At 70.9% G+C, this 21,033-nt stretch carries 21 protein-coding genes and 1 pseudogene; 12 read left to right on the top strand and 10 right to left on the bottom strand.

The window, feature by feature from the left end; translation table 11 throughout:
• Positions 1 to 154: 154 nt before the first annotated feature.
• Both ABZZ79_RS03930 and ABZZ79_RS03925 read right to left on the bottom strand, forming a co-directional pair.
• A complete protein-coding gene (locus ABZZ79_RS03930; RefSeq protein WP_356686167.1) occupies positions 155 to 1,753 on the bottom strand; it encodes a S8 family serine peptidase in 1,599 nt (532 codons plus the stop codon).
• Between the two features lie 264 nt (positions 1,754 to 2,017).
• On the bottom strand, positions 2,018 to 2,848 hold the full coding sequence (locus ABZZ79_RS03925) for an SDR family NAD(P)-dependent oxidoreductase (RefSeq protein ID WP_356686165.1): 831 nt from the start codon (positions 2,846 to 2,848) through the stop codon (positions 2,018 to 2,020).
• 99 nt (positions 2,849 to 2,947) lie between these two features.
• On the opposite strand from ABZZ79_RS03925, the gene ABZZ79_RS03920 reads away from it, so the two are divergent.
• Positions 2,948 to 3,853 carry a LysR family transcriptional regulator gene (locus ABZZ79_RS03920; protein WP_356686163.1) on the top strand — a complete coding sequence of 302 codons (906 nt, stop codon included), beginning with the start codon at positions 2,948 to 2,950 and terminating at the stop codon, positions 3,851 to 3,853.
• 88 nt (positions 3,854 to 3,941) lie between these two features.
• Here the strand turns inward: ABZZ79_RS03920 and ABZZ79_RS03915 are convergent, their stop codons facing one another.
• Entirely contained in the window at positions 3,942 to 6,437 is a 2,496-nt protein-coding gene (locus tag ABZZ79_RS03915; protein ID WP_356686161.1) for a DUF4132 domain-containing protein, read from the bottom strand.
• 65 nt (positions 6,438 to 6,502) lie between these two features.
• A complete protein-coding gene (locus ABZZ79_RS03910) occupies positions 6,503 to 7,942 on the bottom strand; it encodes an ATP-binding protein (protein WP_356686159.1) in 1,440 nt (479 codons plus the stop codon).
• Between the two features lie 393 nt (positions 7,943 to 8,335).
• Here ABZZ79_RS03910 and ABZZ79_RS03905 point away from each other — a divergent pair, with 393 nt between their 5' ends.
• Both ABZZ79_RS03905 and ABZZ79_RS03900 read left to right on the top strand, forming a co-directional pair.
• The gene (locus tag ABZZ79_RS03905) at positions 8,336 to 8,611 is read left to right on the top strand and encodes a hypothetical protein (RefSeq protein ID WP_356686157.1); all 276 of its coding nucleotides are present in this window, start codon (positions 8,336 to 8,338) and stop codon (positions 8,609 to 8,611) included.
• The gene (locus tag ABZZ79_RS03900) at positions 8,608 to 9,015 is read left to right on the top strand and encodes a PIN domain-containing protein (protein ID WP_121787123.1); all 408 of its coding nucleotides are present in this window, start codon (positions 8,608 to 8,610) and stop codon (positions 9,013 to 9,015) included. Before ABZZ79_RS03905 ends, ABZZ79_RS03900 begins: the two co-directional genes overlap by 4 nt.
• A gap of 13 nt (positions 9,016 to 9,028) precedes the next feature.
• On the opposite strand, the gene ABZZ79_RS03895 is transcribed toward ABZZ79_RS03900, so the two are convergent.
• Positions 9,029 to 9,181, bottom strand: coding sequence for a hypothetical protein (locus ABZZ79_RS03895; RefSeq protein WP_356686688.1), 153 nt, complete (start codon positions 9,179 to 9,181; stop codon positions 9,029 to 9,031).
• Positions 9,182 to 9,530: 349 nt separating this feature from the next.
• Here ABZZ79_RS03895 and ABZZ79_RS03890 point away from each other — a divergent pair, with 349 nt between their 5' ends.
• Positions 9,531 to 10,064: an ImmA/IrrE family metallo-endopeptidase gene (locus tag ABZZ79_RS03890; protein ID WP_356686661.1), complete on the top strand. Its 534-nt coding sequence runs from the start codon at positions 9,531 to 9,533 to the stop codon at positions 10,062 to 10,064.
• 27 nt (positions 10,065 to 10,091) lie between these two features.
• On the opposite strand, the gene ABZZ79_RS03885 is transcribed toward ABZZ79_RS03890, so the two are convergent.
• Positions 10,092 to 10,619: an NUDIX domain-containing protein gene (locus tag ABZZ79_RS03885; protein WP_356686155.1), complete on the bottom strand. Its 528-nt coding sequence runs from the start codon at positions 10,617 to 10,619 to the stop codon at positions 10,092 to 10,094.
• A gap of 1 nt (position 10,620) precedes the next feature.
• Positions 10,621 to 11,976 carry a tetratricopeptide repeat protein gene (locus ABZZ79_RS03880; protein WP_356686153.1) on the bottom strand — a complete coding sequence of 452 codons (1,356 nt, stop codon included), beginning with the start codon at positions 11,974 to 11,976 and terminating at the stop codon, positions 10,621 to 10,623.
• 252 nt (positions 11,977 to 12,228) lie between these two features.
• Here ABZZ79_RS03880 and ABZZ79_RS03875 point away from each other — a divergent pair.
• The 5 genes and pseudogenes from ABZZ79_RS03875 to ABZZ79_RS03855 all read left to right on the top strand — a co-directional run.
• A pseudogene (locus tag ABZZ79_RS03875) lies at positions 12,229 to 12,564 on the top strand (hypothetical protein); the annotation flags it as partial.
• A gap of 76 nt (positions 12,565 to 12,640) precedes the next feature.
• On the top strand, positions 12,641 to 13,552 hold the full coding sequence (locus ABZZ79_RS03870) for an aminoglycoside phosphotransferase family protein (protein WP_356686152.1): 912 nt from the start codon (positions 12,641 to 12,643) through the stop codon (positions 13,550 to 13,552).
• Between the two features lies 1 nt (position 13,553).
• Positions 13,554 to 14,246, top strand: coding sequence for a class I SAM-dependent methyltransferase (locus tag ABZZ79_RS03865; RefSeq protein ID WP_356686151.1), 693 nt, complete (start codon positions 13,554 to 13,556; stop codon positions 14,244 to 14,246).
• Positions 14,247 to 14,281: 35 nt separating this feature from the next.
• Entirely contained in the window at positions 14,282 to 14,833 is a 552-nt protein-coding gene (locus ABZZ79_RS03860; RefSeq protein ID WP_356686149.1) for an HAD domain-containing protein, read from the top strand.
• Between the two features lie 7 nt (positions 14,834 to 14,840).
• On the top strand, positions 14,841 to 14,963 hold the full coding sequence (locus ABZZ79_RS03855; RefSeq protein WP_356686147.1) for a hypothetical protein: 123 nt from the start codon (positions 14,841 to 14,843) through the stop codon (positions 14,961 to 14,963).
• 108 nt (positions 14,964 to 15,071) lie between these two features.
• On the opposite strand, the gene ychF is transcribed toward ABZZ79_RS03855, so the two are convergent.
• The gene (gene ychF / locus ABZZ79_RS03850; RefSeq protein WP_356686145.1) at positions 15,072 to 16,160 is read right to left on the bottom strand and encodes a redox-regulated ATPase YchF; all 1,089 of its coding nucleotides are present in this window, start codon (positions 16,158 to 16,160) and stop codon (positions 15,072 to 15,074) included.
• 470 nt (positions 16,161 to 16,630) lie between these two features.
• Between ychF and ABZZ79_RS03845 the strand changes: the two genes are divergently transcribed.
• A complete protein-coding gene (locus ABZZ79_RS03845; RefSeq protein ID WP_356686144.1) occupies positions 16,631 to 17,101 on the top strand; it encodes a DUF6542 domain-containing protein in 471 nt (156 codons plus the stop codon).
• Between the two features lie 47 nt (positions 17,102 to 17,148).
• Here ABZZ79_RS03845 and ppgK read toward each other — a convergent pair whose 3' ends face one another.
• Together ppgK and ABZZ79_RS03835 are read right to left on the bottom strand one after the other, a co-directional pair.
• Positions 17,149 to 17,901 carry a polyphosphate--glucose phosphotransferase gene (gene ppgK / locus ABZZ79_RS03840; RefSeq protein ID WP_356686142.1) on the bottom strand — a complete coding sequence of 251 codons (753 nt, stop codon included), beginning with the start codon at positions 17,899 to 17,901 and terminating at the stop codon, positions 17,149 to 17,151.
• Between the two features lie 29 nt (positions 17,902 to 17,930).
• Positions 17,931 to 18,968 (bottom strand): 4-hydroxy-3-methylbut-2-enyl diphosphate reductase, encoded by a 1,038-nt coding sequence (locus ABZZ79_RS03835; RefSeq protein WP_356686140.1) that lies wholly within the window; start codon positions 18,966 to 18,968, stop codon positions 17,931 to 17,933.
• A gap of 262 nt (positions 18,969 to 19,230) precedes the next feature.
• Here ABZZ79_RS03835 and xseA point away from each other — a divergent pair, with 262 nt between their 5' ends.
• Positions 19,231 to 20,451, top strand: a complete 1,221-nt coding sequence (gene xseA, locus ABZZ79_RS03830; protein ID WP_356686138.1) for an exodeoxyribonuclease VII large subunit — start codon at positions 19,231 to 19,233, stop codon at positions 20,449 to 20,451.
• A gap of 250 nt (positions 20,452 to 20,701) precedes the next feature.
• Positions 20,702 to 20,941, top strand: a complete 240-nt coding sequence (locus ABZZ79_RS03825) for an exodeoxyribonuclease VII small subunit (RefSeq protein WP_356686136.1) — start codon at positions 20,702 to 20,704, stop codon at positions 20,939 to 20,941.
• The last annotated feature ends 92 nt before the right edge of the window (positions 20,942 to 21,033 follow it).

Here is a 21,033-nt window from a genome sequence, read left to right as displayed (position 1 = left end):
GTGGGCGCGGCGGCACCTCGTCGCGCCGAGTTGCGCAACGCCCAGGCTTTTGGGTCTGCCCCGCCGAGCGCGACTCCCCGACGCGTGGACGCGGCTCGTCCTCGCGGGAGTGGTCTTCCGCGAGGACGAGTACGGCTGGATCAGCGGTGGAAGGTCAGAACTGGAGTGCCCAGGCGTCGATGCGCCCGGTGTCGAGGTTCGCGTTGTCGGTGACGCGCAGCTTCCACGTGCCGTTGGCCACCTCGGAGGAGGCGTTCACCGAGTACGTGGTGTTGATGTTGTCCGAGCTGCCGCCGGTACCGAACGCCTTGAGGGTGTAGGCGCTGCCGTCGGGAGCGATCAGCTGGACCTGGAGGTCGCCGATGTAGGTGTGGACGATGTTGACCTCGACGGCGAGGGTCGCGGGCGCGTTGCCGCTGACGCCGGAGACGGTGACGGGCGACTCGACGGTGGCGTTGTCGTTGATCGCGTAGTCACCGGTGTTCTCGAAGCGCGGGCCGGGCGGGTTCGGGGTACCGCCGCCGACGTAGAGGAGGCGGTTGGGCGAACCGGTGCCGGGGCTGGTGACCACGTTGGGCGTGGCCGCGTTCACCAGGGCCGTGCTCACCTGCGCCGGCGTCGCGGTCGGGTTGTCGGCGAGGTACAGCGCCGCCGCTCCCGCGACGTGCGGGGTCGCCATCGACGTACCGGAGATGGTGTTGGTGGCGGTGTCGCTGGTGTTCCACGCCGAGGTGATCGACGAGCCCGGCGCGAACAGGTCCAGCACCGTGCCGTAGTTGGAGTAGCTGGCCTTGGCGTCCGTGCTGGTGGTGGCGCCCACCGTGATCGCCTCGGTGACGCGTGCGGGCGAGCGGGTGGAGGCGTTGGTCGTCTCGTTGCCCGCCGCCACGGCGAAGGTGACGCCGGAGGTGATCGCGTTGCGTACGGCGTTGTCGAGCGCGGTGTCGGCGCCGCCGCCCAGGGACATGTTGGCGACGGCCGGCTTGACCGCGTTCTGGGCGACCCAGTCGATGCCCGCGACGACCTGCGCGGTGGTGCCGGAGCCGGAGTTGTTCAGGACGCGGACGCCGACGACACGGGCCTTCTTGGCGACACCGTAGGCGTTGCCCGCGACCGTGCCGGCGACATGGGTGCCGTGGCCGTGGCCGTCCTGGGCGACGTTGTCGTTGTCGATGGCGTCGTAGCCGTTGAAGGCCCGGCCGCCGAAGTCGCCGTGACTGATGCGGACACCGGTGTCGATGATGTACGCGGTGACGCCCTGCCCGGCCGAGTCCGGGTAGGTGTAGGAGTTGTTCAGCGGGAGGCTGCGCTGGTCGATGCGGTCCAGGCCCCAGGACGGCGGGCTGGGCTGGGTCCCGTCGACGTGGAAGGTGCGGTTCTGCACCACGGAGGCGACGGACGGGTCGGCGGCGAGCCGCTTGGCCTCGGCCGAACTGGCCTGGATCGCGAAGCCGTTGAGCGCCTTCTTGTACGTTCGCTCGATCGTGGCCCCGTACTTGGCCGGCACGGCGCGTCCCGCGGTGGTGGTGGAGCGGGCCCGGTCGGCCTTCAGGGTCACGATGTAGCTGTCGGCGACGGCGTTGGCCGCCCCCTCGTACTGGATGCGGCCTTCGGGGGCGGCGGGTGCCGCGCCCGCGGGCAGGGCGGAAACGAGACCCGCGACGAGCGCGGCACCGGCCGCCACACCGATCGCGGCCACCTTTCGCCTCTGGGTCCGTCTGGGGGTTCCGCCTGAGGTACGCATCGCTGCCATCTGAGGGATCCTCCTCAATCGGTGGTGCGCTGCTGGTGGGGATGGTGCGTCGAGCAGACACCGCGGGCACGACAGGGACATGTCAATCCACTGTGGCGCTCCTGTGCGTCAGCCGAAAGATTGAGGGTTCCGCAGGAATTGCACAAGGGCCTGCAAGGACGTAACAGGCTTGCCATGCCATTGACATGACTTGACTTCAGCTTTACGTCAGACCTTCAGGGGTGCGCCCCGCGGGCGCACCCCTGAAGGTCTCGTAGGTCCTGGTCAGGCGTCGAACGCCGTGTCCCTCGCGCGCTTCTCCCATGCCAGGACGTCGGCGCGGACCTGGTCGAGGTGACCGAGAACGGCCGAGACCGCGTCGTCGCCGACCGGCAGGCGCAGCGGGGTCTCGGGGGCCTCCAGAGCGGCCAGCACCAGGGCCGCGAGCTTCGCCGGGTCGCCGGGCTGGGTGCCGTGGCCGCCGGAGACGAACGCCCGCGTCTCGCTCACCTTGCCGTAGGCGCCGCTGTCCTCGCTCGCGCCCGCCCGGCCGCCCTCGAACAGCGAGGTGCGGAACGCGCCCGGCTCGACGATCAGCACCTTGACGCCGAACTCCCGCACCTCGTCCGCGAGCGCCTCGGACATGCCCTCCAGCGCGAACTTCGTACCGCTGTACGCCCCGAAGCCCGCGAAGGACATCTGCCCGCCCATGCTGCTCATCTGCACGATCGCGCCCGAGCGCCGCTCCCTCATGTGCGGCAGCACCGCCCGCACCAGCGCGGCCGGGCCGAAGACATGCAGGTCGAACAGCTCGCGCAGCTCGGAGTCGGTCGTCTCCTCGAAGGCGCCGACGTGCGTCCGGCCGGCGTTGTTCACCAGGACGTCGATCCGGCCGTGCCGGGCGACGACCTCGCGGACGGCCTCCTCTGCGGCCGCGGTGTCGGTGACGTCGAGGGCGAGCGCCACCAACTGGTCGGGGTGCGCGGCCACCAGGTCGTCCAGGCCCCCGGTCCTGCGGGCCGCGCCCACCACGACGTCGCCGGCGGCGAGCGCGGCCTCGGTGACCGCCCGGCCGAAACCGCTGCTCGCGCCTGTCACGAACCACACCTTGCTCATCAGGATCGATCCCCGTTCGTTCGAGTTGGCTCTCTCTCGTGCTCCACCCTCGTCCACGGAACGCCCCACGTCCAAGATCCACCGTGATAACTCATAGGCATGACGCCGGACGTCCATGGACGCGATCTCCGCTACTTCGTCGCGGTCGCCGAGGAACTGCACTTCACCCGCGCCGCCGAACGGATGTACGTCTCCCAGCCCGCGCTCAGCAAACAGATCCGGGCGCTGGAGCGGCAGCTCGGCGTGCGGCTGTTCCGCCGGGACCCCCAGGGCGTGGAACTGACCGCCGTGGGCAGCGCGTTGCTGCCGCACGCCCGGCAGGTGCTCAGGGCCTGGGAGGAGGCCGCCGCCGCGGTCGAGCGGGCACGGGCCGCCGAGCACAGCACGCTGGTCATCGGCATGAGCACCAGCCCCGGCCGCGGCGGACTGCTGCCCGCGATCCGCTCCCGCTTCACCGCCGCCCACCCCGAGGCGGCGCTGCGGCTGCGCCAGGTGACCTGGGACGACCCCACCGCGGGCCTCGCCGACGGCGACACCGACGTCGCCTTCGTCTGGCTGCCGCTGCCCGGACCGGACCGCTACGCCTGGACCGTGGTCGTCGAGGAACCCCGGCTGCTCGCGCTGCCGGACGGTCATCCACTGGCCGCCCGCGCCGAGATCGATTTCGCCGACCTGGCCGACGAGCCGTTCCTCGCCCTGCCGCACAGCGCCGGCCCGCTGCGCGACTTCTGGCTCGGCGCCGACGCCCGAGCCGGCCGGCCGCCGCGGGTGGGTGCCGAGGTGGCCAGCACGGAGGAGACGTACGAGGCCCTTGTCGCGGGCCTCGGCGTCTGCCTCGTCGCGCAGGGCAACGCCCCGCTGATCACCCTCGGCGGCGTCACCACCCGCCCCGTCACCGGCCTGGCTCCCAGCCGGTACGCCCTCGCCTGGCGCCGCGAGGAGGGGAACAGGCCGCTGGTGCGGGCGTACGCGGAGGCCTGTCGGCAGGTGACCGACGGCGGATGACCGGTGGCCGAGGGCGGGTGGCCGACGGCGGATGACCGACGGCCGAGAGCGGGTGGCCGAGGGCGGGTGGAGGGCCCTTTCCGGCCGGTCAGGCGCCGCGTGCGAGCTGCGCGAGGATCGTCTCGTCGGTGATCGCCCTGTCGGCGGCCAGCAGGAAGGCCTTGCTCAGGATCAGCGAGAGGCGGTCGTCCTCGAAGGGCAGGAAGGCCTTGCCCGTGCCGGTCCGGCCGGAGGGGACGATGCACAGATACGAGTCGTCCGGCTCCATCAGGATGTTCGCCGAACCCAGGTGGATGCGGTAGGTGCGCAGGTCCCCGCGGACGACGAGGAAGCGGCCGTGGAGCGTGCAGCGGTCGGCGATTTTCAGCCGGGGCAGGATGCGGGACAGCGCGTCGCGGCGGGACTCGGCGCTGCCGGTCAGCTCGGCGAAACCGGCCCGCTCCCAGTAGGCGCGCCGGGGGCCGCGGTCGGTCCAGTCGGGGTCGGCGGCTATGGAGGTGACCGCGACGAAGAGGTCCACGTCGCGCATGGCCTCGCTGAACACCAGCGGCGGGACCTCGGCCAGCGGCACCTCCTGCCAGCGGCGGCCGCTGCGCCGCTCGAAACGGACCTGGTCGGTCGCCGCGTGGTCCGGCGAGTAGTGGCCGTGGTCGCCCGGCACGGGCTCGTGGTGGAAGCAGGCCCGCCACCGGCCGTCGCCGAACTCCCCGCGCGCCCGGCCGTCGTAGCCGCCGTCGTAGGAGCCGAGGTAGTTGGACTGCCAGCCGCGTTCCTTGAACAGGGCGTACAGCCGCTGGTAGTGAACGATGTGCGCGGCGTACCGGTTGGAGTAGCCGCGGGTCCTCTCCTCGGCGGGCGTGAGCAGGTAGATCTCGCGGAAGGCCTGCTTGAACGGCTGCCGCAGACGGTCGACGACCATCCGTTCCCGCCACCGGCCGATCTCCTCCACCGAGGCCCGGACCGGATGCCACAGCCGCACGCGCGCCGGCTCGCCCGGCGGTACGGCCCCCGGCGCGACGGCGTGCCAGTCGCCCGCCGCGTCGCGGTACTCCAGGATCAGCCCGCGGACGAGCACCCCCGTGACCGGATGGTCGCGGTAGTGCGCGCACCACTCGTCGTACGGCCACTCGCGCCCGGCCGACATCAGCGCCTCCACGCGGGCGCGTTCGCCCGACAGCGTGGAGCGCACCGCCTTGGCCAGGGATCTGAGGTCGGCGAGTTCCTCCGGGTGGCCGTCCTTGAGCGCGGCCGGTGCGGTGCGGGAGGTCCGGCCGTCGGGATGGGTGAAGGTGAGCCGCACGGTCGCCGCGTCCTCGATCGCCAGGCGCACGCGGTGCCCGCCCAGGCCGCGTTCGAGGGAGCCGTCGGCGGCCAGGCCGTGCCGGGGCACGCTGCGCTCGACGAGCTGCTCGGGGGTGATGCCCTGCCGGCCGGCGGCCGTGACCACCGCTGTGTCGAGCTGCTTGCGCAGTGCCCGGTGCTTGATCCGGGACCCGAGCCGCCACAGCTCCTCAAGGGCGGCCGGGTCCTCGACCTCGGCGAGCGCGTTGATCGCAGCGCCCGCGAGTTTGAGGTCCTCCCGCATCCCGGAGCCGGGGCCACCGGCGCGCAGCGCGAGCGCGCCGAGCTGCCGGACGGTGGCGGGGGTCTCGGTGAGCGCGGCCGCCCACACGGCACCGCGCGCCAGATCGGTGTCCCTGTCGTGGGCCAGGTAGTGGTAGTGGTACCCGTCCCCGATCCAGGCGGTCCCCGCCCCGGCCTCCCGGCTGCACAGCGGGTCGCCCTCGGCCAGTGCCTCCAGCATCTCGGCCACGGTCCCGCGCGCGGCCGCCGCGTCCACCGCCTCCACGCAGGTGCGCCGCCAGCGTTGGGTGGGCCGGGGTCCGGCGAGCGCGGCCAGGTGCTGGACGAGGTGGGCCAGTCCCCTGCTCGGCGCGCTCTCGGCCCGCTCCCGCAGGGGTGCGGCCCAGGGGGCGTGGGCGGGGATCAGCCCCGCGGGCACGACCGCCTCGTCGGCCTCCCCGAGCAGGCCGGTCAGGCGCTTGGTGAGCGAGCGGCGTTCGCGCGCGCCGACCTGGCCCTTGGCGAGGTGCGCCTGGGCGTGGCGCAGCCAGGGCGCGACCGCAGCGCGGCCGTCGGCGTCCAGCCGCTCGACGGCCCCGAGCGCCGCGGAGAGTCCTCGGGCGAACCAGTGGTCCATGTCGTACTCGCAGGCGCGCAGCAACAGCACCGCGGCCTCGTCGCCGCTCCAGCCGTCCAGCCGCTTCATCAGACCGTCGATCTCGGCGTCGTAGTCCCAGAATCCGTCGGCGCCGAAACTCGCGGCCAGCATCAGGCACACGGCCGCGGCCCGCCCGTCCTCGTCCAGGGCGGCCGCGAGCCAGCTTCCGATCTCGACTCTGATCCGCCCGAGCGACGCCTCGTGCCCGGCCCGCCCGTGCCAGTCGGCCGGCAGCGCGGCGTGTGCCTCCCGCTCCCGTGCCAGCAGCCCGACCAGCACGCGGCCCCGGCCCAGCGCGGCCACCCGGACGCCGTCCAGCCCGTCGTCCCGGTGGGAGTCGGTCACCAAGTCGTCGAAGAACATGGCGGGATGATGACAGGGGCCACTGACAACGGACCGCCGGCGAAGGGCGCGGGGGCTGCTCCCGGCTATCGGGCCCGCCATGCCCGCACGAGGTCTTCGGGCCCCCAGCACGTGGTGAGGGGCAGATCCTCGGTCGCCCCGCAGCGGGAGACCGCCACCAAGGGGGTGTCCGGTGCGGTGCCGGGGACGGCGAGCATGTCACGTACCAAGGCGTCGTAGTCATGGCGCCCGAAGGGCTGGGTCTCGAGCCACTTGACCGACCCGACGAAGTGCACCTGCCGGGCCACCGGCTCATGGTCTGTGCCGATGAGGTCGATCTCGGGGTTGTTCTGACGGTTCCACCAGCCGCCGACGGCCTCGGTCCCGGGCCACTCGTCATTGGGCACCAGACGCAGCAAGGACTCACGGACCAGCGGCTCGACCGCTCGTCCGCACCAGGTGGCCCACGACCGCTCGATACGTTCCAGCGCCAAGTCACCGCGGCCACGCTCGATGAGCGGGATCGCGCGTGCCAGGAAGGCCAGCCAGAACCGCAGATACGGGTCCGCGATCCGGTAACGCTTGTTCTTGGTGTCCGGCTTGACGGACAGCGGGAGATCAGCGGCCAGGACCTGCTTGTCCTGCAGCACGGCCAGCAGCGGGGATAGCGTGCCCGACGGCAGCGCGCCGGCTCCGCCCGCCCGGGCCGCGATGGTGCTGAAGGTGCGCTCACCGCTGCCGACCGCTTCCAGCACGGCCCGTGCATGCGAAGCCTCGGGGAACTCACCCAGCAGGGACAACTCGCCGGCCACCAGCAAGGGTGAGAGAGGATTGGCGACCGACGCCCGCAGGAAGGCCGTACGGTCCATTCCCGGCCGCCACGACTGCACGATCTCGGGGAATCCACCAGTGATCAACTGGGCGTCGACGGCCGCCGCGGCGTCGAGTCCAGTCATGTCCTGCACGTCGGCGAGGTTCAGGGGACGGACAAGCATTTTCGCCGCGCGGCCGAAGAACGGGCGCCCGTACGACTGCAGCGCCTCCATCACCGATGTATCGCTGCCGACCAGCAGCAGAAGTACGGGCTTGGAGGACAGGTGCCGGTCCCAGACGGTCTGGAGTGCGCCCTCGAATTCCTGATCCTGCTCGACCAGCCAGGGCACCTCGTCGATCACCGCGATGCTGGGAGAGTCGTCGGGCACCGCGAGTGCGAGGGAGCGCAGGGCCTGGTTCCAGTCCTGCGACTGAAGGCCTGCGACCAGTTCCGCCCCCGGCAACAGCGACTGCGCGAGGGTCGCGGCGAAGTCGGCACGTTCCGTCACCGGGTTGCGTCCCCGGGTGGCCTGGAACACCACGTACGGAGCTCCCGAGCGATCGCAGAACTCCTGGACCAGCCGTGACTTCCCGACGCGACGACGGCCCGTCATGATCACAGCCCGCCCTCGCGTGGCGCCGGCACCCTCCGCCACCGCCCGGTACTGCCCTGCCAGCAGTTCGAGATCCCCGGCCCGACCTTGGAACTCCACGACACGGCTCCAAGTAACGTAGATGGATTATTACGTAGATTGAATCTTACTTTGAGTCGCGCAGCGAGTCACACGCGGACGAACCTTCACGCAACGAGCGCCTGAGCAGCACGGGAAACAGCGAGGGGCCCGACCCCGAACGGTCGGACCCCTTTTGACCTGCGCGTTTGCCAGGTCAGCGTCGTGGAGATGGAGCGCTCGCTCGCTACACGTCGAAGCGGAACTCCACCACGAGCCTCTGACCTGCAGGTATGTGGGCGCGTCTCCCAGCACCATCCCAGCGCGGGATTTTCGACAAAGTACAAGAAGATCCAGAACGCCAAGACTACGCACCAAGAGTGCAAGCCGCACAGAACTTCGGAGCTGTAATAATTTCTGTACTACACTACCCTCATGAAGACATCCCGCCCCGGCGGCACGGAGAACATCTCCGTCTCGATGCCCTCGGAACTCCTCGGTGCTCTGCGCACACGCACCGGCAAGCGCGGGGTGTCCGCGTACGTGACGGCGGCGGTCCGGCATCAGCTCGCCATGGACGGCCTGGCCGAGATCGTGGCCGCCTACGAAGCCGAGCACGAGCCGCTGAGCGAAGCCGAAGTCCAGGTCGCGCAGCGCGAATTGTTCGGTGACTCACCGGCGCCCTACGCGTCGAACGACAGCGCCGCATGAAGGAGCCCGCGGCCAGGTCCCTGGTGCTCGACTCCCAGGCGCTGTCGCTGCTGCTGCGCAACGACCGTCAGATGATCACCCGGATCGAGGCCGCTCGGCGCGTGGGCGTGCCCGTCCTCGTGTCGGCCCTCACGGTGGTGGAGGCCGTCTACGGGAAGACGGACACCGCCCGGCTGCGCTGGCTGCTCTCCCGCCTTCAGGTCCAAGACGTCACCCAAGCGGACAGTCTCACCGCGGTGCAATTGCTGAGCGACGCCGGCGGTCTACACGGCCACAAGTACGCCATCGACGCCCTCGTCGCCGCGATGGCGCTCCGCTCCCCGGCACCCGTCCTCGTGCTGACCTCGGACCGCGATGACTGGTCGAAACTGTGCGGCGACCAAGTGCAGATCAAGGACGTCTGACCTCGGCGCTTACTCAGGTTGAATCCACCTGCTGATCGACTGCTGCTTCGTAGAAGGCATCCGCGAGGGCGACGATGATCGCATTGATGGCCGGCCCGTCGGTGAAGAAGTAGTCAGCCATCGTGTTGTGGGCGTCCTGGTTGTCCGCAACCGCCTCTGCTTCCATCCCCCCACGTCAACAAGGTCGAGGACAGCCTGCCCATCCTCGACCGACGCCCCAGGAACGAGCACGTCCGACAGCGCGCCCATCAGATCAAGGTCGAAGAACCCTCTGACGTCATCCCACAGCAGGTCAGCCACTCCCCCATCCTGCCCAGCACCCCTTTCTATGCGTACCGGGTTTCCCAGCCCCTCCCCAGCTGCGTCCCTCGTGCTGCCCGGTCTGGCACGGCACCCCGGAAGCCCCAGCTCAGAGCACGTACAGACCCGCCCCGAGAGTCAGCACCGAGTCAGCACACGGCCAGGAAACAGGCTGATCCAGCCGGAGAAAACAGGAAGGGGCCAGACCCGAAGATCTGGCCCCTGACCTGGGGATTCATGCCCTGACCAGCCACGTTAGCCCGGAGCCCGGAGATCGCATCACGGAAAACCAGGCCAATCGATTTGCCGCAGAGTTCCTGATGCCTGCCGACGAGATGCGAGACCTACTCCCTCCAAAAGCAGACTGGAGAACCCTCGGCGCTTTGAAGGCCGACTGGAATGTGAGTCCACAGGCCCTGCTCTACAGATCGCGGCAACTGGGCGTAATGAGTGATGTGACCTACAGAAATGCAGTCCTTTATCTTTCCTCAAAAGGATGGCGGCGACGCGAGCCGGGCGTTATGCCAGTGACCGAGCAACCTTCTCTTTTTCCGAAAGCCGTGGAAGTTCTGGGGCAGGTTGGAATAGGGGAAGAAGTTCTGGCTGGCGAATCCAGAGTTCCCCTGGATCTATTCCGGGTAGTAACGTCACGATTCCCCATCTGGGAAAGTCCTCAGTCCACGGAACCTAGCCCCGAGGGGCATCTTCCATCCGGAGTTATCTCGCTCTTTCGCTCAGCGAGAAAATAGGTATGCACCGGCGACATCCCGGCCGATTCACCACCCATTCAACGAGACTTCCGACCCATTGTTCAAATACTGACGAAGAGCGCTTGCCGTGGTATCCACAAAGGCATCGGGGATAGCGTTGGCGTCGACCCAGCGGACCTGGGAGTGCTTGCGCGGTTCGCGGTTCTCGGGTTCGCCGGTCCACTCGTGGGCGGCGAAGACGACCGTGAGGAAGCCGTTGGGGGCCTCGACGCCCCAGGCGCCGTGGATGATGTGGGCGACCTTGAGGGACTCGGGCTTCACCGTGAGGCCGGTCTCCTCGTACAGCTCGCGGACGGCCGTCTCAGTGATCGGTTCGCCCGGCTCGCTCTTGCCGACGGGCAGGTCCCACATGCCCTGGGCGAACTTGGCGTTCTCGCTGCGTTGGAGGAGGACCACGCGGTTGGTGGCCTTGTCGTGGACGATGACGGCGGCGACCAGCAGGGTCATCGATTCGAGCGCCGGCTTGAGGGCCTTCGGCTGGTCGTCGGTCTGCTGGGTCACGGTGTTCCCTTCGTTGGGCGGGTTGTTGGGCATGTTAGGCGAGGACCTCGCGGGCCCGGCGGGCGAGATCGACGGCGCCGGGGACGCGGCGGCGCTGGTAGACAGCGAGCGTGGAGCGGATTGAGATGATCGCCTTGCGGGTGCGGTCGGAGGTCATGCCCTCCATGAGGACCAGGGCCTGGGTCCAGGCGGCGACGGCTTCGTCGGCGCGGGCCTGGGCGGCGAGGCTGTCGCCGAGGTCGGCGTGGGTGAGGGCATGGACGCGCTTGTACTTCTGGGGGTCCCAGCGGGTGAGGGCGTCGCGGTGCTGCTGCTCGGTGCCGATGTGGTCGGCGAGGTCGGTCAGGGTGCGGGCGGTGTGGCTGGCCACGGTGCCGGCGGCGGGGCCGCTCACCCGGGAGTAGCTGGGTTGGGGGACGTCGTCCCGGAGGAGGGCGTCCTCGGCGGCGAGCAGGGCGCGGGCAGCCGACGGGTTCTCGCCGGTGGCGGCGTAGGCGCGGGCGTGGGTGATGTGGAGGAGGGCTTCCGTCTGGCCGTCGACGTGGCCGAGTCCGGCCCGGAGGGCGCCTTCGACGAGGTCGACGCAGTGGTGCGGCTGCTTGAGGCTGAGGGCCTGGTGGGCGAGGGCGCGCATCATCCAGGCGGCGTGGCCGTGGGGGTCGGCTTCGCAGGCGAGCTTGTAGCCGACCTGGTAGTAGCGCTGGGCGGCGCCTTCCTGGCCGAGGTCGTGGTGTTTCCACCCTGCGAGGTAAGCGAGTTCGGCGACGGCGCCGAAGGCGGCCCGGCGTAACGCTTCGCTGGGGAAGCGTCCGCGCAGCATGGGGGCGGCGGTATCGGCGAGGTACGCGGTGACGGTGGTCAGACCGTGCCCGCCGCCGAGGCGCTCGTCGGCGGCGCTGAAGGCCGTGGTGATCTGGCGTACGACGTCCACGTCCTCCGCGCCGACCAGGGACGTGCCGGTGCGGGCGCGGAGCATGCGGGCGGTGGCTTCGTGGTCGTAACCCAGTGGCATGGCGACGCCGGCGGTGGTGAAGGCCGCGATGGCGAGGAAGCGGCGGCGTTCGACGTCGGCGCGGCCCAGGTCGGTGACGGCGAGGACGGGGTCGGATTCCGCCGGCTCTTCGTCATCACCGGCCTGGAGGCCGATCTCGGTCTGGGTGATCGTGCGCCCCGCTCGGCGGGACAGTGCCTCGGCCAGGTACTGACCTACCCGGCCCGAAGGAGTGCGGGTGCCGTTCACCCAGTGCGAGATGGCCGACTTGTTGGTCTGGAGGATCTCGCCGTTCTCTGCGGCGATGCGCCGCACGTCTCTGGCGAGGCCCTCGTAGGTGCAGCTGGCCGCGTTGATGACGTCGCGCAGACGGGAATTGGGGTCTCTCTGCGCCGCCACGACCGCCTCCGCCCTGGAGCTGTAAACCGCGTATACCGCTTCAACTGCCTCCCACCGTCCCACCGAGCGTGACCACCGGTTCACTTATCAGCAGCCGCCCGGAACGGCGCGACCGTGATCCAGGCTCCCCCTTGGTCCAGGCGGCACCCCGAAGTTCCGTACGCCCACACCAGGCTCGGGCATTCCTGTGCCCGGACCTGGCTGATCAGAGACGGAGACACGGTGACCACCATCGACACCACGGCCATCACGGTCGAGCTGGACGGGCACATCTCCAACGTCGGCCCGTGCTGGTTCTTCCCCGCCGCCACCTCCGTCGTCTTCGACCTGGACGACGAGATGGGCGGGATGCTCGATGAGGTCTACCACGGCGGCTGGTTCAACGAGCACCGCCGGATCGAGTCCATCAAGGCCCACGCCGCCCTCGGTGGCCGGCTCGTGCACGGCTGCCAGTCCGTGCCGGACCAGTCCGGCGGCGTGGTCGCGCCCTACGGTGCCTCGATGGCGAACTTCCGCGACGACCTCGCGGCCTTCAAGGCGGGCTGGATCGAGCAGGTCTACGCCCACCGCGTGAATCCCGCCGCGTAACCCACCCGATCAGGCTCCGGGGCGGGCCGGTATCTCTCGCCCGTCCCGGACGCCACCATCTCCCCGGAGCCCTCCTGTGACCACGAACCCCAGCGCCGAACTCCTCGACAACCTGCTCACCGCGACCGGCCAGACCACCGCCGTACGGGAGGAGGTGCGCGTATGGTCCATGTCCGGCGTCGAGCGCGTGACCTTCTCCGACGGCTCCACGGCCATCTTCAAGTACGCCAAGAAGCCGTTCGACAGCGAAGACCAGGCCCTCCGCCTGGCCCACACCCTCGGCGTCCCCGTCCCCCAGGTCCACGCCTCCGCCGTCCTGGACGGCTGGCTCGGCATGCTCATGGAGGACCTCGGACCGTCTGTCCGCGAGGCCGACGACCTCGACGGCGTCGCCGCGGCCGTGGTCCTGCACGGCACCCGTACGGCTCCGCCCTTGCCCGTCCTCGGCCAGGAGCGCCTGCGCGCACTTCCGGCCCGGGCGCTGGAACACCTCGAACGGCTGCGCAAGGCCGACCGGTGGCAGGACGCCGACGACGTCGAGGACGCGCTCGACCAGATCGCCCAGGCCGCCGAGGCCCGCTCGGCCGGAGCGACACTGGCACCGTTCGGCTGGGTGCACTCCGAGTTCCACCCCACCAGCCTCCACATCGGCGAGCGCGGCTGGCGGCTGCTCGACTTCGCCCGCGCCTTCACCGGCCCCGGCCTGCTCGACCTCGCCAGCTGGCACGGAACCATCGAGCCCCCGCAGCGCGTACGCCTGCGCGTCTTCCTGGAGCAGTACGTCACCGCCGGCGGCACCCCCGACGCCCTCGCCCCGCGAGGCGGGCTCGCCGCCGAAGACTGGGCCCTGGGCTGGCACCGCATGTGGGCCGTCGAGTGGTTCATGGAGCAGTCCGTCCGCTGGATCGACGACCCGGCCACCGACCCCGCCTACATCAAGGCTGTCCGCCGCCACCTCACCGACGTCCTCCACCTCCTGGAGATCTGACGTGCTCGCCCAAGCTTCCCCATGGCACGCACACCCCCTCCAGCGCACCGCAGCCGGGCTCGCCGAACCCCTGTCCGTGCCTGCGCGGATGGAGTGGACCACGAGACCCGGCCAAGGGCCCAGCGCCGAGATCCTCGGCCCCGACCTGCGCGGCAAGCGACTCCTGGAACTCGGCTGCGGCCCCGGCCACAACGCCGCCCACCTCGCCACCCGCCACGGCGCTCACGTCACCGGCGTCGACTTGGTCGGCCTCCAGGTCCGCCGCGCCCGCTCCCACTACGGACGGCTGAACAACCTCACCTTCGTCGCCGGGCACGCCCTGCACTACCTGCAAGCCTCCGACGAGCAGTTCGACGCGATCTACTCCGTCTTCGGCGCCATAGGGCTCGTCGCCCCCGAGCTCCTGCTCCCGGCCATCGCCCAACGCCTCACGCCCGGCCGGGTGCTCGCCTTCTCCGTTCCCCACCCGCAGCGCGGCGGCCACAGCCCCTCCCGCGACGACCAGCCCCGCCGCGACTTCGTCACCCTCCCCGACCGCTCACGGCTCCCCATTGCCCGCTGGGAGTTCGACACCGAGCGCTGGGAGAGGCACCTCAGCGAGGCCGGCTTGTGGCTCACCTCGGCCCACGAGTTCCACGACCCCCGCATGGGCCGCCGGCCCACCGCCCTGCTGATCCGCACTCGCAAGCTCTGACCAGCCATACGCCCCGGCTTCTCCCGGAGGAACCGATGCCTCCGCCCTACCTGCTCCTCGACATCGACGGCGTCCTCGTACCCTTCCCCGACGCGGACGGCTCGACCCCGGCCACCCACGCCCGCCACGACGTCGTCGCCACCGGCCGGAGCGCCGACAACCCGGTCACCGTCTGGCTCGACCCCGCCCACGGCCCCATGCTCATGGAAGTGATCCGTACCGGCCTGGTCACCCCCGTCTGGTGCACCAGTTGGCGGCAGGACGCCACCACCTTGATCGGACCGCTCCTCGGCCTCCCGCCTCTGCCGCACGTCGACCTCCCCCGCCCGCAGATCACCACCAGCCACCCCAACGGCTACCTGTGGAAACGCGACCACGTCGATGCCTGGCTGGCGGACGCCCCCGCCGTCTGGATCGACGACGACTTCACCAGCCTCGACCACGCGTGGGCTGCGGAGCGCACCGCCCGGGGAACACCGACCCTCATCGTTCAGCCCGACCCATACCGCGGGCTGCGGCCCGAGCACCTGTCGAGCTCACGACATGGGTCTCGCGGTTACCCGCAGCCCGCGCCGTCTGACGACTGATGCGGCCATGACGCTGAACATCTACACCCACCTGTGGCCCGACTCCGAGGAGCGGACCCGGGCCGCCGTCGACAAGGCGTACGCGCACCAGTCTGCCGATGCCCAGCCGCAGGTCGACGAAGCGGCGTAACCGCTCCCCCACGTGCCGGACTCATCCGGCACGCGGGGGACTCTGCGCGGACAGCAAAGGCCGCCCAACCCGCTCCGCCGCAGGTCAGACGGCCTTTCGCCGAACGTATTAGACGTTGAAGCGGAACTCCACGACATCCCCGTCCTGCATGACGTAGTCCTTGCCCTCCATGCGGGCCTTGCCCTTGGCGCGGGCCTCGGCGACGGAGCCGGTCTCCACCAGGTCGCCGAAGGAGATGACCTCGGCCTTGATGAAGCCCTTCTGGAAGTCGGTGTGGATGACACCGGCGGCCTCGGGGGCGGTGGCGCCCCGCTTGATGGTCCAGGCGCGGGACTCCTTGGGACCGGCCGTGAGGTAGGTCTGCAGGCCCAGGGTGTTGAAGCCGACGCGGGCGAGGGTGGCCAGGCCCGGCTCCTCGGCGCCCACCGACTCCAGCAGTTCCATGGCGTCCGCCTCGTCCAGCTCGGCGAGGTCGGCCTCCAGCTTGGCGTTGAGGAAGATCGCCTCGGCGGGGGCGACCAGGGCGCGCTGCTCGTCCTTGAAGGAGTCGTCGGTCAGCTCGTCCTCGTCGACGTTGAAGACGTAGAGGAAGGGCTTGGTCGTCAGCAGGTGCAGGTCGTGCAGCAGCTCGGCGCGCTCCGTGCCCTGGAGGATGCCCTGGGAGAAGAGGGTGTCGCCCTTCTCCAGGATCTCCTTGGCCTCCTCAACGGCCTTGACCTTCGGGGCCACGTCCTTCTTGATCCGCGACTCCTTCTGGAGGCGGGGCAGGACCTTCTCGATGGTCTGGAGGTCCGCGAGGATCAGCTCGGTGTTGATGGTCTCGATGTCGTCCTTCGGCGAGACCTTGCCGTCGACGTGGACGACGTTCTCGTCCTTGAAGGCGCGGATGACCTGGCAGATCGCGTCGGACTCACGGATGTTCGCCAGGAACTTGTTGCCCAGGCCCTCGCCTTCGGAGGCGCCGCGCACGATGCCCGCGATGTCGACGAAGTCGACCGTGGCCGGCAGGACGCGCTCGGAGCGGAAGATCTCGGCCAGCTTCGCCAAGCGGGGGTCGGGGACGCCCACCACACCGACGTTCGGCTCGATCGTGGCGAACGGGTAGTTGGCCGCCAGCACGTCGTTCTTGGTCAGGGCGTTGAACAGGGTCGACTTGCCGACATTCGGCAGACCGACGATTCCGATCGTGAGCGACACGTTGCGTCTTCCCGTACGTGAGAGGGGCCAGGGGGCGCCTTCGGGGCCATACGGCCTTCGGGCCGGGGCCAGAGGAGAGCCTGGCCGATCCACCAGTTTACGGGGTGCGGGCCCGGCCCCCGGCGATCCGTCGAACGCTTGGCCAAGCTCGTCCCCCGGCGTGTCTGAGGGGCCGTTCGACACATAAACCGACCTAAGTTGGTCCAGTGGAGCAATACAGGACTCGCCCAGACCGGTCCGGACCGCGCCGCGGCAAGCCTCCGCTGCCGCCCCAGGCCGGCTCCGGCGATCCGGGCGCCCGCCCGGCCCGGCCCGCCGCCGCCCCGTCGACGCCGCGCCAGGGCCGCCCGGCGGATGCCGGTCCGCGCCCCGCTCAGAACGGCGCCCGTCCGCCCCGTCAGGCGCAGGGCGAGGGCCGCCTCCGGGACGGCTCCCGCCCGTCCCGCGGCGGTTCACGCCCCGCGTCCGCCGTGGCCCCGCGAAACCGGCCCGCCCGCACCCGGCGGCCCACCGGCCCGGCCCCCGCGCGCCTGCGGCAGTTGCCGAACCCCCGGCTGACCGGGCTCGGCGGCGGGCTGTTCTGCTCCGCCGTGATGCTCGTGCTCGCCTTCCTGGACGCGCTGCTGTTCGGCTCGTCCCTGACGGTGTACGGCGTGCTGTTCCTGCCGGTGTGCGCCCTGACGGCGGCCTGGGTACGGCGGGGGAACCTGGTGACCGGTCCCGTCGTCGTGCCGATCGCGTTCACCGTCGGCCTGCTGCCGATCACGGGGGGCGAGGGCGTCGGGGCGCGCCTGATGAACCTGTTCACCGCCCTCGCCACCGAGGCCGGATGGCTCTACGGGGGCACCCTCGTCGCCGGTGTCATCGTCATCACGCGTCGGCTCCGCCCCGTCCAGCGGCGCCGCGCCACCGCGAAGGCGCGCCCGTCGACGGGCGGGTAGCCCCCGGCCGGTCGACGGGCTCGTGGCCCACGCCGCTCGCCGCGGGCCTACGCCTCGCCCGCCTCCACCGCTCTCATCGCCGCTCCGACGATGCCCGCGTTGTTCTGGAGCTGCGCCGGGACGATCTCCGCCTTGATGCCGTGGATCAGATGGAGGAACTTCTCGGACTTGCGGCTGACGCCGCCGCCGATGATGAAGAGCTCCGGGGAGAAGAGCATCTCGACATGGGCGAGGTACTTCGAGACGCGGCGGGCCCAGTGCTCCCAGGTGAGGTCGTGGTCCTCCTTGGCCTTGCTGGAGGCGCGCTTCTCCGCGTCGTGGCCGCCCAGTTCGAGATGGCCCAGCTCGGAGTTGGGGACGAGGACGCCGTCGATGAACAGCGCGCTGCCGATGCCGGTGCCGAAGGTGACGAGGATGACCGTGCCCTTGCGGTCGCGGCCCGCGCCGAAGTGCATCTCGGCGACGCCCGCCGCGTCCGCGTCGTTGACGACGGTGACCGGGAGGCCGCCCAGGCGCTCGCCCAGCAGGGCGCGCGCGTCGGTGTCGATCCAGCCCTTGTCGACATTGGCCGCGGTGCGAATCGTGGAGCCGTTCGTCACGACACCCGGGAACGTGACCCCGAGCGGGCCCGTCCAGCCGTAGTGCTCGACGACCTCCTTCACGCCGTCGGCCACCGCGTCCGGGGTCGACGGTTGCGGGGTGAGCACCTTGAACCGCTCCTGGGCGAGGTCGCCCCTGTCCAGGTCCACAGGGGCACCCTTGATGCCGGAACCGCCGATGTCCACACCGAAGATCTGCATGGCTCCACGTTACGACGGACGACTGACGGTCACGCCCCCGTTGCGTCCGCCCCGGCGAGGTCCGCACCGCTCCCGCCCCGCTGGGCGACCAGGGCGGCCGCCTCCGCGCGCAGGTCGCGGCGCAGTTCCTTGGGCAGGGAGAAGGTGATGGACTCCTCGGCGGCCTTCACCAGCTCGACGTCCGCGTAGCCGCGTCCGGCGAGCCATTCCAGGACCTCCTCGACGAGCACCTCCGGCACGGACGCGCCCGAGGTGACGCCGACCGTGGAGACGCCATCCAGCCAGGTCTCGTCGATCTCGTGGGCGAAGTCGACCAGGTAGGCCTGCCGGGAGCCCGCGAGCTTGGCGACCTCGACCAGGCGCTTGGAGTTCGAGGAGTTGCGCGAGCCCACGACGATCACCAGTTCGGCCTCGGCCCCCATCTGCTTCACGGCGAGCTGGCGGTTCTGCGTGGCGTAGCAGATGTCGTCGCTCGGCGGGGAGATCAGCTGCGGGAACTTGTCCTTCAGCGCGTCGACCGTCTCCATGGTCTCGTCGACCGAGAGGGTGGTCTGGGAGAGCCAGACGACCTTGGACGGGTCGCGGACCTCGACCTTGGCCACGTCTCCCGGCCCGTCGACGAGCTGGATGTGGTCGGGGGCCTCGCCGGAGGTGCCGATGACCTCCTCGTGGCCCTCGTGCCCGATCAGGAGGATGTCGTAGTCCTCACCCGCGAAGCGGACGGCTTCCTTGTGGACCTTGGTGACCAGCGGGCAGGTGGCGTCGATGGTGGCGAGGCTGCCGCGCTCGGCCTCGTCGTGGACGACGGGGGCGACGCCGTGCGCGGAGAACATCACGATATTGCCCGGCGGCACCTCCTCCGTCTGCTCGACGAAGATCGCACCCTTCTTCTCCAGGGTCTGCACGACGTACTTGTTGTGGACGATCTCGTGCCGGACGTACACCGGAGCCCCGTACTGTTCCAGGGCTTTCTCGACGGCGATCACGGCGCGGTCCACACCCGCGCAGTAGCCACGGGGGGCGGCGAGCAGGACACGGCGGCCAGACGAAGCAGTCATGCGTCCCATCGTAAGGCCGCGTCGGGGGGCCGGAAGATCGCCCGCCCGGTCGGCGGGCCGGGAAACGGGCGGGCCGGGGGGCGCGTGGCACGGCGGGGGCCCGCGGCACGGCGGGGGCCCGCGGCACGGCGGGGGCGCGTGGAGGCCGGTCGGCGCCCCCGGCACCACCCCGCGCCCCCGGCGCCACCCCGCGCCCTCAGGCCCGCGGCCGGTCGGCGGGCCCGGCCTCGCTCGCGGCCGGATTGTCGGTGGGGGCCGATACGCTCGCGGCATGGCTGTGAACACGAGTCCCGAGTCCGCGCTGCCCGTCGGTGAGGTGTCGAGGCTCATCGGGGGGTGGATCGACCGGCTGGGAGCCGTGTGGGTCGAGGGGCAGATCACGCAGTTGTCCCGGCGGCCCGGCGCGGGGGTCGTGTTCCTGACCCTGCGCGACCCGTCGTACGACATCTCGGTGAGCGTCACCTGCTACCGACAGGTGTTCGACACCGTCGCGGACGTGGTCGGCGAGGGCGCCCGGGTGGTCGTCCTGGCCAAGCCCGAGTGGTACGCCCCGCGGGGCCAGCTCTCCCTGCGGGCCTCCGAGATACGGCCCGTGGGGGTCGGCGAGCTGCTGGCGCGGCTGGAGCAGCTGAAGAAGTCGCTCGCGGGCGAGGGGCTGTTCGCGCCGGAGCGCAAGAAGCCGCTGCCGTTCCTGCCGCAGCTGATCGGCCTCGTCTGCGGGCGGGCCTCGGCCGCCGAGCGGGACGTGCTGGAGAACGCCCGGCACCGCTGGCCCGCCGTCCGTTTCGAGGTGCGCAACGTCCCGGTCCAGGGCGTGCACGCGGTGCCGCAGGTCGTGCAGGCGGTCAAGGAGCTGGACGCGCTCGACGAGGTCGACGTGATCATCGTCGCGCGCGGCGGCGGCAGCGTGGAGGACCTGCTGCCGTTCTCCGACGAACAGCTGGTGCGGGCGGTCGCCGAGTGCCGTACGCCGGTGGTGTCCGCGATCGGCCACGAGCCGGACAATCCGCTGCTGGACCACGTCGCCGACCTGCGCGCCTCCACGCCCACCGACGCGGCGAAGAAGGTCGTGCCGGACGTCGGCGAGGAGCTGGAGCGGGTGCGGCAGCTGCGGGACCGGGCACGGCGCTGTGTGGATGCCTACCTCGGGCGCGAGGAGCGCGGGCTCGCCCACGCGCTGGCCCGGCCCTCGATAGAGGACCCGTACCGCATGGTCGACGAGCGGGCCCAGCAGGTGGCGTCGCTGGTGGAGCGGTCCCGGCGCTGCCTGGGGCACCTGCTCGACCGTGCCGACTCGGAGCTGACGCACACCCATGCGCGCGTGGTGGCCCTCTCCCCCGCGGCGACGCTCAAGCGCGGCTATGCCGTGCTCCAGCGGGCCGACGGCCACGCGGTCCGCGATCCGGGCGAGGTCACGGCCGGTGAGGCGCTGCGCGCACGGGTGGCCGAGGGCGAGTTCTCCGTACGAGTCGAGGGAATCGAAGAGGTCTGATGGCTGCGCGAGGTGCCAGGACGCGGCGATGTCCAGGGGCTGTCGTCACCTTCGCCTCGTCGCCCGAAGGGCGGCCGCGCGGAGTCCGGTGCGTGCTCCCGGCGTACCGGGCAGAAGTCCGCGTACCGGACGTACTCGGGCTTTCGCCCGGTGCGGCCGATGCGGGCACCTCCCACGCCCTCACAGCGGGGGAGCATGCCGGGCGTCGCGCGGCGGACGGGAATGAGACGACAGGACCTAGGGTGGGCGGATGACCGGCAAGGTGGATGAGGCGCTCGGGTACGAGCAGGCGCGGGACGAGCTGATCGAGGTCGTACGGCGGCTGGAGGCGGGCGGTACGACGCTGGAGGAGTCCCTGGCGCTGTGGGAGCGCGGCGAGGAACTGTCGAAGGTGTGCCGGCGCTGGCTGGAGGGCGCGCGGGCGCGGCTGGACGCTGCGCTGGCGGCCGAGGACGCGGCGGACGTGGACGCCGCGGGGGACGACGAGTAGGTCCCGAGCGAGTCTCGAGTAAGTCCCGAGTAGGTCCCTCTCCCGCGAGCCCCCTCCCGTGCCTGAGAGCGACGCGAACGCGTAGATGAGCG

The organism is Streptomyces sp. NPDC006458 (genome assembly GCF_040612135.1).
GTDB lineage: Bacteria > Actinomycetota > Actinomycetes > Streptomycetales > Streptomycetaceae > Streptomyces.
The sequence above is the reverse complement of the archived record's forward strand: the minus strand, read 5'-3'. Positions and strand labels throughout refer to the sequence as shown.